Genomic DNA, 12,991 nt, shown 5'->3' on the forward strand with positions numbered 1-12,991 from the left:
TCCCGATCCACCGTATCGTTGAACCATGTCTCCCAGCCCAGAGCATGTCCCTACCGAACCGAGCCCGAACAATCCGGCCGCCGAGGATCCGACCGACGACCCGGACATCCCGCACGACTACCCGCACGAATCGGCATTCGCGTTCGGCGACGCCAAGCCGATCGGCGAGACCGACCGGATCGCCCGCGAGAAGGCGATCTACGAGGCTGCGCGTCACGGGAACGACCTCAACCGGGGACACGCGCTCGGCGGTACCGACGGGACCACCGAAGGGCAGTAGACAATAACCGTCGTGGAGGTTCTGTCCAGCCGTGTGCTTCTGCGCTCCGGTGACCCCGAGCGACTTCAGCACTTCTATCGCAACCAACTGCGGCTCGCCGTTGCCCGTGTCTACCCCGGAGGCATGGTCTTCCATGCCGGGAACGGGCTGATCGAGGTACCCGGGCACATGTCCGACGATGTCGGCCCGGCAACCGACGCCGTGCTCTGGCTGCAGGTCCGCGACGCGCAGGCATGCGAACGTGAACTGCGAGCCAACGGGGTCGCCATCTCCCGCGAACCGGTGACCGAGCCGTGGGGACTGATCGAGATGCACATCGAGGACCCGGACGGCAGGCTGTTGATCGTCGTCGAGGTGCCCGACGACCACCCGCTGCGCCGCGACACCCGGTGATAGACACATGACAGACTTGTCGCCATGAGCACTTGGATCGCACCGGTGGCGCCGACCCGGCTCGACGCGACGGTCGAACTGCCCGGCTCGAAGTCCATCACCAACCGTGCGCTCGTCCTTGCCGCTCTCGCCGACGGACCGTCGACCATTCGCGGAACGCTGCGTAGTCGCGACACGAACTTGATGCTCGGCGCGCTCACGGCGCTGGGAGTGGGCGTGCGCGTCGACCCGGCGCAGGAGACGACGGTGTCGATCGAACCGGCACCGCTGCATGCCGCCGACATCTACTGCGGACTCGCCGGCACGGTGATGCGATTCCTGCCGCCGGTGGCCGCTCTCGCAGACGGACCGGTCACCTTCGACGGCGACGAGCAGGCCCGCACCCGACCGCAGACCACCATCCTCGACGCACTGCGCGGACTCGGCGTGGGCGTCGAGGGCGACGCCTTGCCGTTCACCGTCGACGGTGCGGGAACAGTGCGGGGCGGCGAGGTCACCATCGACGCATCCGGATCGTCGCAGTTCGTGTCCGGTCTGCTGCTGTCCGGGGCCCGGTTCGACGACGGCCTGATGATCCGCCACGTCGGCGCGCCTGTACCGAGCACACCGCACATCGACATGACCGTCGACATGCTCGCCACCGCGGGTGTCACCGTGGACACCAGTGAGCCGAACACATGGCGGGTGGCGCCGGGGAGGATCGCCGCCGTCGACTGGACGGTCGAGCCCGACCTCTCCAACGCGGCCGCTTTCCTCGCCGCGGCCGCGGTCACCGGCGGCACCGTGCGCGTACCGTACTGGCCCGCGGTCACCACCCAGCCCGGCGCTCGCATCGCCGACATCCTCGCCGCGATGGGCTGCACCGTCGAACTGATCGACGGCACACTGTCCGTGCAGGGCCCGCAACGACTTTCGGCCGTATCGCTGGATCTGCGGGACATCGGCGAGCTCACCCCGACGATCGCGGCGCTCTGTGCGGTGGCCGACGGCGACTCCGAGCTGACCGGGATCGCCCACCTGCGCGGACACGAAACCGACCGGCTGGCCGCACTGACCACCGAGATCACGCGGCTCGGCGGCATCTGCACCGAGACCGACGACGGCCTCCAGATCACCGGGACCACTCTGCACGGCGGAACCTGGGAGTCCTACGCCGACCACCGGATGGCCACCGCGGGCGCGATCATCGGCCTCGTCACCCAGGGCGTCACCGTCGACGACATCGAAACCACCACCAAAACCCTCCCCGACTTCCCCGGCATGTGGCAGCAGATGATCGGGCACCCGTGACCCGCCCCCCGCTGCCTGAGGTGCGAGGAGCGCTAGCCGCCGGGTTGAGGAGCGACGAGCGAGCGCAGCGAGTCCGGCGCGTCTCGAAACCGACGAGCCTCGAAGGCCTCGCAACACTTCCTCGCCAGCCCTTCGAGGCTCGCAAGCTCGCTCCTCAGGGAGCGGAAACGGCTCGCAAGCTCGCTCCTCAGGGAGCGGAAACGGCTGGCAAGCGCAACGCGACGGTCCGCCCTTGACCCGCCGCGCGGCCAGCTACGACGAGTCCGACGTCCGGGTTCGTCCCGGTAAGGGCAGTCGGCCGCGCACCAAGCAACGTCCCACGCACGACGACGCAGCCGACGCGATGGTGGTGTCGGTGGATCGTGGCAGATGGGGATGTGTCCTGGGCGGCGACCCCGACCGTCACCTCGTGACCATGCGCGCCCGCGAACTCGGCCGCACACCGATCGTGGTGGGCGACAACGTTTCTGTGGTGGGCGATCTGTCCGGAAAGCCCGACACCCTTGCCCGGATCGTCCGTGTCGCCGAACGCTCCACCATCTTGCGACGCACCGCCGACGACTCCGACCCGTACGAGCGGATCGTCGTCGCCAACGCCGACCAACTCCTCATCGTCACCGCCATGGCCGATCCCCCACCTCGCACCGGATTCGTCGAAAGAGCGCTCGCCGCAGCCTATGTCGGCGGTCTCGCGCCCATCTTGTGCCTGACCAAATCCGACCTCGCCGACCCCACCGAGTTCACCGCCGCCTTCGCCGACCTCGACCTGCCGATTGTCCGGGCCGGCCGAGACGACCCGCTCGACGACATCCTCACCATCTTGGACGGCCACCTCACCGCGCTCATCGGACACTCGGGTGTCGGCAAGTCGACATTGGTTAACCGTCTTGTGCCCGAGGCAGATAGAGCAACGGGCGTGGTGTCGGGTGTCGGCAAGGGACGGCACACGTCGACCCAGTCGGTCGCTCTCGCATTGCCTGGTGACGAGTTGCCCCGCACCTGGGTCGTCGACACCCCAGGTATCCGGTCGTTCGGACTCGCGCACGTCACCCCCGACGACATCGTCGACGCCTTCGACGATCTCCGCGACGCCATCGAGGACTGTCCGCGCGGCTGCACCCATCTCGGCCCACCCGCTGACCCGGAGTGTGCGCTCGATCTGCTCGAAGGCCACTCACACCGACGTGCAATGGCGGTGCGGCAGTTGCTCGTTGCCGTCACCACCGGCGTCGAATCTCCTAGCGAATCGTGAACGTCACCGGCTCCGCGTCGATCCCGTCCACGCTCGCGACCGCGCGATAGGTTCCGGGAACCAGATCTTGCCGTGGCTGTGTGCAGGTCAACTCGCTCGTCTTGAGCGACCACTTGTATCCGACGGCGGGCGCGTACTGGTGTGGTGCGATCACCACGACCCGAGTGCCCTTCTCCGGACTGCAATCCCGGCTTCCCCACTGCCGCTCTCCGGCGGCCGACGTCACGACGATCTCGGTCGCCGAGACACCGATGTCGAGCGGGCACGGGGTGTCGGCGTCGTTGCGGATCCGCCAGGCGAACATCATGCGATCACCCACCCGGAACGCCGGCTTGCTGGCGACCAGGGTCATCGTCGTCGTCTCCGGGGAACAGTGCCCGTTCGCGCGTGCGGCCACCGATGTCGTCGCCGACGTGGTGTCCGGTGCAGCTGCCGATGCCGCGTGCGCCGACTCCGAGTCAGACCTCCACCACAGGGTGGCCGCGACGACCCCGAGGACCGCGACGATCGCGACACCCGTGACGATGCCGACGACGATCTTCGCTGTCGATCTCGGGGCCGGCGTATCGGTCAGCTGCGCGGCGTGTGTGATCACTTCTCCCGGAAGCGTTTCCGCGGACTGTGCCGAACTCGCCTCGAGCGCCCGGGTCAGCGCACGCGCGAAGTCGGTGACGGTGGAGAATCGATGGGCCGGGTCTTTCGCGAGCGCCCGTTCGAGGACGGCGTCGACTCCCACGTATCCGGTTCCGAGAACCGCACTCGCCTTCGGCGCAGGTTTCGTGATGTGGGCAAGCATCAACGCCGCTGGCGTCGGTTCGGAGAAGGGTGCCCGTCCGCACAGCAGTTCATACGTCGTGCAGGCCAGCGAGTACTGATCCGAACGCGGGCTGGCCTCGCCGCCGTCGAGCACCTCGGGTGCCGCATAGGCGAGCGTTCCGATGAACGCGCCCGACGTCGTCGCTCCCGGCACATCGACGAGTCGCGCGATCCCGAAGTCCACCACGACCACCCGGCTGATGCGACCACTGTCGTCACGTCGCACGATCACATTGGCAGGCTTGATGTCGCGGTGAATGACGCCGCGACCATGGGCGTAGTCCAGCGCATCGGCAACCGACGCAACGACCGCGCCGATGTCGTGTGCATTCAGCACAGCAGCGGAAAGGTCCTGCCCAGCCAGGAAGGCCATGGTGAAGAACGGAGTGCCCTCGGCGACACCGTAGTGGTGGACGGTGACGATGCCCGGGTGGTCCAGACCCGCGGCGGCTCGCGCCTCGTTCACGAATCGGCGCTCGAACTCGGCGCTGTTCGAACCCCCGACCGAGATCACCTTCAGTGCCTCACACCGATGAAGCTGCGCGTTCTCGACCAGGTAGACGGCGCCCATGCCCCCGCTGCCCAGAATGTCGAGCACGCGGTAACCGGCGAAATCCGCACCAATGTTCAGCAAGGTCACCCCCAACCGTCCTGCACCAAACGGACCTCAGCCTAACCGGTACGGCTCTTTGTCTCTTCGCCACCTGCGCGTCCCCTCCCGTCCGACTGGGCGCGCCCACCCCCGACGCCCCTCCCGCCGGCCGAGGTGCGAGCCTGCGAACCTCGCCCCTGGTGAGAGGACATTGTCGTCTCACCACGCCCTTCGAGGCTCGTCGCTTGCGCTCCTCGCACCTCAGGGAGCGGATGGGAGGCTCGTCGCTTGCGCTCCTCACACCTCAGGGAGCGGATGGGGCCATCAGCGGTCGACGACGGTCGTTTCGAAGAAGTACCGGTCGGCGCGGTAGGCGTGGCGCCCGACCTCGACGACGCGTCCGGCGTCGTCGAACGCCGTGCGTTGCATGGTCAGCAGCGGTGCGCCGACCTCTTCGCCGAGCAGTGCGGCCTCGTCGGCGTCGGCGGCCTTGGCGCCGATCCGCTGGCGAGCAAGTCGAATGTGTACACCCCGGGCGCGGAGTCCCTTGTAGAGACCACCGTCTTCGAGTTCCCCTGCGGGCGGACAGATGTCGGCGGGCAGGTGGTTGGTCATCACGGCCAGCGGTTCTCCGCCTGCACTGCGGAGACGTTTGATGGTGACCGCTTCGCCATCGACCGGCAGCGCCAGATCCTGGCGCAATTCCTCGTCCGGGATGCCGATGCGGTATTCGAGCAACTGCGTGGCCGGATGCATACCGGCGGTGCTCAGGTCGTCGAACAGGCTCGTCAGTTCCACCGAACGGTGCACGGGACTCTGCACCACCTGGGTCCCGACCCCCCGCTTGCGTACGACGACGCCCTTGTCGACGAGTTCTTGTATGGCCTGACGAATGGTCGGGCGGGACAGCTTGAGCCGTTTGGCGAGATCGAGTTCGTTCTCCAGCCGGTCACCGGGGCGCAGGTCACCGCTGACGATGGCAGACTCGAAAGCCTGCGCGAGCTGGTGATACAGCGGCACCGGAGTCGACCGGTCGAGCTCCACGGCCAACTGCGTCGTCTCGGACATGCCTGTCATTATGTCATAACAAACTATGTTTGTGTCAGTACTCCGGGATGTTGTGTGGCGTGATCACCGCGATCGCCGATCGCCGCGGCCGAAACTCCGGGATGGCGCCGTGATGACTCATCACCACCTGGGCCATCGCCCGCATGTCCGATCGCAGGTCGTGATGCAGGATCGCACTCAGATGACCACTGGCGAGCAATGTGCGGTTCATGTCGCTGAGGTCGTGCCCCAGAAACACCTCGCACGCGCGATCCGACGCCGCAAACGCGTCGACGATGCCACGATTTCCACCACCGATCGAATAGACCGCCACGATGCCCGGATGCTTGTCGAGCGCGGTGTCGACGAGGCGTCGGCACGTCGCGTCGAGACCGTCGGAGTTGGACACCGCGACCACCGTGCGACCCGGGTCGTGAACCCGCAGCGCCTCACGGAAGCCCTGCTCGCGCAGCCCCTCGCCCTCAAAGGTCGCACCGCTGGTGATCACCAGGACATCGCCCGCCACGTGCCGCAGCCAGCGCGACATCAGGTAGGCCGCCGTGGCTCCGACCGCCCGATTGTCCATGCCCACGTAGGCAATGCGAGTACTGCGCACGACGTCGGTGACCAGCGTGATCACCGGGATCCGCTGCGCAGTCAGGCGTCGGATCGCGTCCTCGATCTCGGGTACGTCCGGCGCTTTGAGGACCACCGCATGGCTGCCGCGCCGTCCGATGGCGTCGAGTTCGTCGACCATCGACGCCACCTCCCACCGCTCGCGCACGTGATAGCGCGCACGCATGACCGCCGGGCGCAGTGCGGGCAGTTCGGCCTCGAGGGCGTCGGAGACCAGCCGCGAGAACTGGCGTGGCGTGTCCATCACGAGGTCGATGAGGAACTGTCGGCCCGAGAGCCGCAGCTGGGTGCGTTGCCGATCGAGGTCGGCAATGGCCTGCTCGACCTGCCGCACCGTCACCTCGCGCACGCCTGGCCGGCCGTGCAGGACGCGATCGACCGTCGCATCGCTGACGCCCGCCTGCCGCGCGATCTCGCGCACCGGATACCGATGTGGCATGCCGCACTCCTGAGGGATTCTTGATGGATATTCCTTCTTGTCCAGACAATAGGATATTGTGATCCTGATCTCGACACCTTCAGTGCCGAGAGGAAGACCAGACTGATGAGCACCCAGCAGATCACCCCCGCCCGCGCCGATCGCATCACCGCCGAGGAATGCCGGATCGACGACTTCATCGCGCTCACCGACCGCACCACCGACCTCGCCGACTACCCATTCGCGGCGAGCACCGAGCGCGGCGTCCTCTTCTACGACGCCGCGGCGGTCACCGGGACCGACGATCGCACCCGCGCGCAGATCTCCGACGAACTCGCCCGCGCACTCCTCGCCGGACCCGGCATCGTCGTCTTCGCCGGAGCGTTCGGCGACGCTCACGCACTGCGCGAAACCACCGGTGTCTTCAGCGAGATCATCGCCGACCAGCACGCCGCCGGGATGGCGGGCGGCGACCATTTCGCCAAGCCGGGCGCCAACGATCGCATCTGGAACGCGCTGCAGAAGTTCGCGCAACGCGCACCTGAGCTCTACAGCCGCTACTACGCCAACGACGTCCTCGCGCTGATCAGCGAGGCGTGGCTGGGCCCGATGTATCAGGTCACGTCACAGGTCAACGTCGTCAATCCCGGTGGTGCCGCACAGAATCCGCACCGTGACTACCACCTGGGCTTCATGTCGACCGACACCGCCGCCCGATTCCGCGCCCACATCCACCGGCTCTCTCCCGCGCTCACGCTGCAGGGTGCGGTCGCGCACGTCGACATGCCCATCGAGTCCGGCCCGACCATGTACCTGCCGTATTCGCAGACCTACGAGCCCGGCTACCTGGCGTTCAATCTGCCCGATTTCCGTGAGCATTTCGCCCGCAACTACGTGCAGCTGCCGCTGTCGGCGGGCGACGCGGTGTTCTTCAATCCCGCCCTCTTCCATGGCGCCGGCCACAATGTGTCCAGTGACATCAGGCGGATGGCGAACCTGCTGCAGATCTCGTCGGCCTTCGGGCGGGCGATGGACGCCGTCGACCGCTCGGCGATGCTGCGGGCTCTCTACCCCGCTCTGCGAAAGTTGTCGGCGACCGGTGACCACCGCGCCGTTGCCAACGTGATCGCCTCGGCGGCAGAGGGTTACGCATTCCCGACCAACCTCGACATCGACGCCCCGATCACCGGACTCGCCGGCGAGACGCAGGCCGAACTCGTCGCACGTTGCCTCGCCGGCGATGTCACCGCCGAACGATTCGACGCCGAACTCACCGCACTCGACACCCGTCACGACCCGAACGGAGCGCACTGATGACCTTTTCGACGACGAACGCTCTGGCCGGCAAGGTCCTGCTGGTCAGTGGCGGCACGCAGGGCGTCGGCGCCGCGATCGTGCGGGCAGGCGCAGCGGCTGGGGCGTCGGTGATGTTCACCGGCCGCAATGCGGAGAAGGGCAAGGCGCTGGTCGCCGAACTCGACGGCGAAACGCCCGTCCGGTTCACGCAGACCGACCTGACCGATCCGGCCGCGGCGTCGGACTCGGTGGCGGCGACCATCGCCGAGTTCGGTCGCATCGACTGCCTGTGCAATGCCGCCGGCGCCACCAGTCGCGGCAGCCTGCTCGACACCACGCCCGAGCTCTTCGATCATCACGTCGCACTCAACATGCGCGCGCCGTTCTTCACCATGCGGGCGGCTGTGCGCGACATGGTCGACCGCGGCGCGTCGGGCTCCATCGTGAACATCATCACGATGTCGTCGTACGGCGGACAGCCTTTCCTCGCACCGTATTCCGCGTCGAAGGCGGGGTTGGTGGGTTTGACGAAGAACGCCGCCCACGCCCACCGCTGGGACCGCGTCCGGATCAACGGACTCAACATCGGCTGGACCGAAACCGAGGGCGAGGCCGACATCCAGAAGCGTTTCCACGGCGGTGACGACACGTGGGTCGAGAAGGCGAACGCGTCGGTGCCGATGGGCAAGCTCGGCCAGCCCGACGAGATCGCCGACTTCGTGGTGCTGCTGCTGTCCGACCACAGCGGCGTGGTCACCGGTTCGGTGATCGACTGGGATCAGATCGTGATGGGAGCGGTGGACTGATGGGATTGCGCATCGGCGTTGTCGGCCTCGGCCGGATCGGCGCCTTCCACACCGGCACCCTCGCCGGCCTCCCCGAGGTCGACGAACTGGTGATCACCGACGCCGTACCGGCCGCGGTCGACGCAGCGGCCGCCGCTTTCCCGACGGCACGTGCCGTCGCCGACATCGACGCGGTGCTCGACGCCGACGTCGACGCTGTGATCGTCGCGACCGCCACACCCACTCACGCGCCGTTCATCGAAAAGTCAGTCGCCGCAAATACTCCCGTCTTCTGCGAGAAGCCGATCGCCATGTCTGCGGAGGAGTCGGCCGACGTCGCCCGACGCATCGCAGGCTCCGAGGTGCTGGTCGCCATCGGCTACAACCGGCGTTTCGACCCGGCCTTCAGCGCCGCGCGTGCCGCCGTCGCATCGGGCGAACTCGGCTTCATCACGACGGCCCGCTCGACGACCCTCGACCCCGCACCGCCACCCATGGCGTATATCGCCGGCTCGGGCGGCATCTTCCGCGACTGTGCGGTCCACGACTTCGACACTCTCCGTTGGGTGTTGGACGACGAAGTCGAGACAGTGTTCGCCACCGGCACCAACCAGGGCGACCCCGCCTTCAGCGAGTACGACGACGTCGACTCGGCCACGGCGGTACTGACTTTCGCGTCGGGAACCATGGGGATCGTGTCCGCGAGCCGGTACAACGGTCGCGGCTACGATTGCCGTCTCGAAGTCCACGGCAGCGAGGATTCCGTTGCCGCCGGCTGGGATGACGGCACTCCGATGCGCACCACCGACCCTGCGGTCACGTTCCCGTCCGGCACCCCGCACGGCTTCTTCATGGACCGATTCGCCGAAGCCTACCGGCGTGAACTGACCGCGTTCTGCCACGCCGTCACCGACGACACACCCGGCCCAGTCCGGCTCTGCAGCGTCGATGACGCCCTCGCGGTCGCCGTGATCGCCGACGCCGCAACACTTTCCCTCACCGAACGCCGACCCGTAGAAACCGCCGAGGTCGACCCTCGACTCACAAGGACACTCCCATGACCAACTCCGCTGTGACCGCTACCCAGCTCCGTGTGGCCGGCGCCCCCATCTCCTGGGGTGTCTGCGAAGTCCCCGGCTGGGGCCACCAACTGCCGCCAGAGCGCGTCTTCGGTGAGATGCACGAGCTCGGCATGACCTCCGCCGAGACCGGGCCCGAGGGCTTTCTGCCCACCGATCCCGTCGAACTGCGAGATGCGCTGGCCGCGTACGGCCTCGGATGTGTCGGCTCGTTTGTGCCCGTCGTGCTGCACGACGCCGCAGCCGACCCGCTCGACGACGTCGCGCCGGCACTCGACCGCATCGTCACCAGCGGCGGAGACGTCCTCGTGGTCGCCGCCGCCACGGGCGTCGACGGATACGACTCGCGCCCCGACCTCACCGAGGAACAGTGGGACACGTTGCTGCGCAACCTCGATCGCATCGACGACATGGCCGCCGAGCGTGGCATCGTCGCCGCCCTGCATCCGCATGTGGGCACCATGATCGAGCAGCACGACGAGGTCTTCCGGGTCATCGACGGATCGAAGATCGGACTCTGCCTCGACACCGGACACCTCCTCATCGGCGGCACCGATCCGCTGGAAGTGGCTCGCGCGGTACCGGATCGCATCCGGCACGCCCACCTCAAGGACGTGCGCGTCGACCTGGCCAAGCGTGTCCAGAACGGCGAACTCACCTACACCGAGGCCGTCGGGCAGGGCATGTACGTGCCGCTCGGCGCCGGTGAGGCCCAGATCGGACAGGTCGTCGCGACCCTCGTCGACTCCGGCTACCGCGGTTGGTACGTCCTCGAGCAGGACACCATCCTGACCTCCGAGGACGACGGTGACGCCGCAGCCGGCGATGTCGCTGTGTCCCTGGCTTTTCTGCGTAAGGCCACGCAGCGTCCGGTGCGCGTATGAACCCGCTACGCATCGGCGTGCTGGGCGCGTCGCGCATCGCCGAGTCCGCCATCATCGGTCCGGCACACACGCTGGGTCATCGTCTGGTCGCGGTCGCCGCGCGCGATCGTGACCGGGCGCAGGCCTTCGCCGACAAGTACGACGTCGAGCGGGTCCACGACGACTACCACAGCCTCATCGACGATCCCGAGATCGAGATGATCTACAACCCGCTCGCGAATTCGCTGCACGCGCCGTGGAATCGGGCGGCGATCGAGGCCGGGAAGTCGGTGCTCACCGAGAAGCCGTTCGCCCGCAACGCGATCGAGGCCGCCGCGGTGCGCGATGTGGCGCAGCAACCAGGCACTGTGGTGATGGAGGCCTTCCACTACCTGTTCCACCCGATGATGCACCGCACCTTCGAACTCCTCGACGCCGGCACGATCGGCGAAATCCGCCACGTCGAGATCACCATGGGGATGCCCGAACCCGGACCCGACGACCCGCGCTGGCGCTACGACCTCGCCGGCGGCGCCATCATGGACCTCGGCTGCTACGGCCTGCACCTGTTCCGGCAGCTCGGCCGCTACTGCGGTGGTTCGCCGAACATCACCGGCGCACGCGCCCTGCTGCGGGACGACCAGATCGACGAGGCGTGCTCCATCAACGTCCAATATCCGCGCGGCGCATCGGGATTCAACACGAACTCGATGGTGTCAGGCGAGTACGAGTTCGCCTGCCACATCATCGGCGCCGAGGGTGCACTACTCCTGCACGACTTCCTCGGCCCCAACCGCGACGACCGCCTGGCCGTCACCACCACCGAACGCACCGTCATCGAGAACGTCGGCACCCGCTCGACCTACACCTACCAACTCGAAGCGTTCGCAGCGGCCGTGCGTGACGGCACACCCCTACCCATCGGCATCGACGACGCCATCGAGAACATGCGTTACATCGACGCCGCCTACCGTGCCGCGGGACTCGACCCCCGATGAGGGCACCATCCGCTCCCCGAGCCTGAATCCGCGGAGAACCCCTTCCGCTCCCTGAGGTGCGAGCGAAGCGAGCCTCGAAGGGCCAGGTGAGACAACGATGTCCGCGACCACCCCACGTTCCGTATGAAGTTGTGCCCGGAATCCGGGCACAACATCATACTGGTCAATTCGAACCATCGACGGAACCGGTTCGGCGCCGGCTGCGTCAGACTTTCATGGACATCAACGAATTGTCCGCACGACGCGACGGTGTCTTCACGACACAGGAAGCTCGCGAGTGTGGTGTAAGTGCCTCGACCATCTCTCGCAAAGTGCGCTCGGGTGCCTGGAAAGTTGTCGCTCGAGGCGTGTACATCGCTGCCGGACACTTGCGGTCGGCTCGAGCGCAAGCGCGCATCGCTGTGCTGTCGGTCCACACCCAAGCGGCACTCGGCGGGTTGCCGCTGCGTGGTGGCTTGGGTTCCACGACAAGGAACCCCGCAAGCACCTCGTGTTCACCAAGACTCGCGGGGCACACGCCCGATCGTCTGCCACTGCTGTAATCCAATACTGCGTCTTGCTCGACCAGGATGTTGTCGTCCACGACGGATTGCGGACCACGTCGGCCGCACTCACGGTGCTCGACGCCTCCATCGAGCTGGGGATCGCGGTCATCGACCGAGCATTGCTGTCCGGGCGAGTGTCGGTGGAGGATCTCGAGGCCGCGCACGCTCGCTATCCGAGGCGGCACGGCGCGACACGCGTCGCAACCTACCTGCGTCTCTTGGGGGACGGCGCACGGTCTGAAGCGGAGCGCCTCACGGTCAAGCTGTTCAATGCAGCCGGGATTGTTGGCTGGGTTGCGAACTTGCCTGTCGGTGGGTACGTGGTCGACTTTGCTTTCCCCGAGCTCAAGGTAGGTGTCGAGATCGACGGTCTCGCCTTCCACAGCGATGACACGTCCTTCCAGCGAGACCGCACCAAACGCAACGCGCTCACCGACGCGGGATGGACCATGTTCAATTACACCTACGGAGACGTCGTCGATCGCGCTGCTCACGTCGCAGAGCAGGTCAACAATGCGATCAAACGAGACGCGGCTTGATCAGTATGAAGTTGTGCCCGGATTCCGGGCACAACTTCATACTGATCTGACACGAGTCCGCGCACCAGCGGTCGACGACCGCACCGTCAGCACCGGGTCCAGCGCGACCGCCCCGTAGTAGCCGCATCCGCCGGTGTCGGCCGCCTCGTCGCTGTCCCCCAC

General features: G+C 67.0%; 14 protein-coding genes. 11 read left to right on the forward strand and 3 right to left on the reverse strand.

Annotated features, from left to right (window positions below; translation table 11 throughout):
* Positions 1–25 precede the first annotated feature (25 nt).
* From ABZW74_RS18190 to rsgA, 4 genes are all read left to right on the forward strand, one after another.
* Positions 26–280 carry a hypothetical protein gene (locus tag ABZW74_RS18190; RefSeq protein ID WP_240856825.1) on the forward strand — a complete coding sequence of 85 codons (255 nt, stop codon included), beginning with the start codon at positions 26–28 and terminating at the stop codon, positions 278–280.
* Between the two features lie 12 nt (positions 281–292).
* Complete coding sequence (locus ABZW74_RS18195; RefSeq protein WP_240856824.1) at positions 293–673, forward strand: VOC family protein; 381 nt, start codon at positions 293–295, stop codon at positions 671–673.
* Positions 674–697: 24 nt separating this feature from the next.
* Entirely contained in the window at positions 698–1,963 is a 1,266-nt protein-coding gene (gene aroA, locus ABZW74_RS18200) for a 3-phosphoshikimate 1-carboxyvinyltransferase (protein ID WP_240856823.1), read from the forward strand.
* Positions 1,964–2,195: 232 nt separating this feature from the next.
* Positions 2,196–3,215 carry a ribosome small subunit-dependent GTPase A gene (gene rsgA / locus ABZW74_RS18205; RefSeq protein ID WP_240856822.1) on the forward strand — a complete coding sequence of 340 codons (1,020 nt, stop codon included), beginning with the start codon at positions 2,196–2,198 and terminating at the stop codon, positions 3,213–3,215.
* Here the strand turns inward: rsgA and ABZW74_RS18210 are convergent.
* From ABZW74_RS18210 to ABZW74_RS18220, 3 genes are all read right to left on the reverse strand, one after another.
* Positions 3,202–4,671 carry a serine/threonine-protein kinase gene (locus tag ABZW74_RS18210; protein ID WP_240856821.1) on the reverse strand — a complete coding sequence of 490 codons (1,470 nt, stop codon included), beginning with the start codon at positions 4,669–4,671 and terminating at the stop codon, positions 3,202–3,204. The genes rsgA and ABZW74_RS18210 overlap by 14 nt on opposite strands.
* A 276-nt stretch (positions 4,672–4,947) precedes the next feature.
* Positions 4,948–5,691 (reverse strand): GntR family transcriptional regulator, encoded by a 744-nt coding sequence (locus ABZW74_RS18215; protein ID WP_240856820.1) that lies wholly within the window; start codon positions 5,689–5,691, stop codon positions 4,948–4,950.
* 34 nt (positions 5,692–5,725) lie between these two features.
* A complete protein-coding gene (locus tag ABZW74_RS18220; protein ID WP_355278160.1) occupies positions 5,726–6,745 on the reverse strand; it encodes a LacI family DNA-binding transcriptional regulator in 1,020 nt (339 codons plus the stop codon).
* Positions 6,746–6,850: 105 nt separating this feature from the next.
* On the opposite strand from ABZW74_RS18220, the gene ABZW74_RS18225 reads away from it, so the two are divergent.
* The 7 genes from ABZW74_RS18225 to ABZW74_RS18255 all read left to right on the forward strand — a co-directional run bounded on the left by ABZW74_RS18225 (position 6,851) and on the right by ABZW74_RS18255 (position 12,829).
* Positions 6,851–8,038: a phytanoyl-CoA dioxygenase family protein gene (locus ABZW74_RS18225; RefSeq protein ID WP_240856818.1), complete on the forward strand. Its 1,188-nt coding sequence runs from the start codon at positions 6,851–6,853 to the stop codon at positions 8,036–8,038.
* Positions 8,038–8,826 (forward strand): SDR family oxidoreductase, encoded by a 789-nt coding sequence (locus ABZW74_RS18230; RefSeq protein ID WP_355278163.1) that lies wholly within the window; start codon positions 8,038–8,040, stop codon positions 8,824–8,826. The genes ABZW74_RS18225 and ABZW74_RS18230 overlap by 1 nt, the downstream gene beginning before the upstream one ends.
* Complete coding sequence (locus ABZW74_RS18235; RefSeq protein ID WP_355278166.1) at positions 8,826–9,866, forward strand: Gfo/Idh/MocA family oxidoreductase; 1,041 nt, start codon at positions 8,826–8,828, stop codon at positions 9,864–9,866. The genes ABZW74_RS18230 and ABZW74_RS18235 overlap by 1 nt, the downstream gene beginning before the upstream one ends.
* Positions 9,863–10,768, forward strand: coding sequence for a sugar phosphate isomerase/epimerase (locus tag ABZW74_RS18240; RefSeq protein WP_355278169.1), 906 nt, complete (start codon positions 9,863–9,865; stop codon positions 10,766–10,768). Before ABZW74_RS18235 ends, ABZW74_RS18240 begins: the two co-directional genes overlap by 4 nt.
* Complete coding sequence (locus ABZW74_RS18245; protein ID WP_355278172.1) at positions 10,765–11,745, forward strand: Gfo/Idh/MocA family oxidoreductase; 981 nt, start codon at positions 10,765–10,767, stop codon at positions 11,743–11,745. Before ABZW74_RS18240 ends, ABZW74_RS18245 begins: the two co-directional genes overlap by 4 nt.
* 215 nt (positions 11,746–11,960) lie before the next feature.
* Complete coding sequence (locus tag ABZW74_RS18250) at positions 11,961–12,287, forward strand: type IV toxin-antitoxin system AbiEi family antitoxin domain-containing protein (protein WP_355278175.1); 327 nt, start codon at positions 11,961–11,963, stop codon at positions 12,285–12,287.
* Positions 12,288–12,301: 14 nt separating this feature from the next.
* Positions 12,302–12,829 (forward strand): DUF559 domain-containing protein, encoded by a 528-nt coding sequence (locus ABZW74_RS18255; protein WP_240856812.1) that lies wholly within the window; start codon positions 12,302–12,304, stop codon positions 12,827–12,829.
* Positions 12,830–12,991: the final 162 nt, after the last annotated feature.

Source organism: Gordonia sp. NPDC003585 (assembly GCF_040610755.1).
Taxonomy (GTDB): Bacteria; Actinomycetota; Actinomycetes; order Mycobacteriales; family Mycobacteriaceae; genus Gordonia.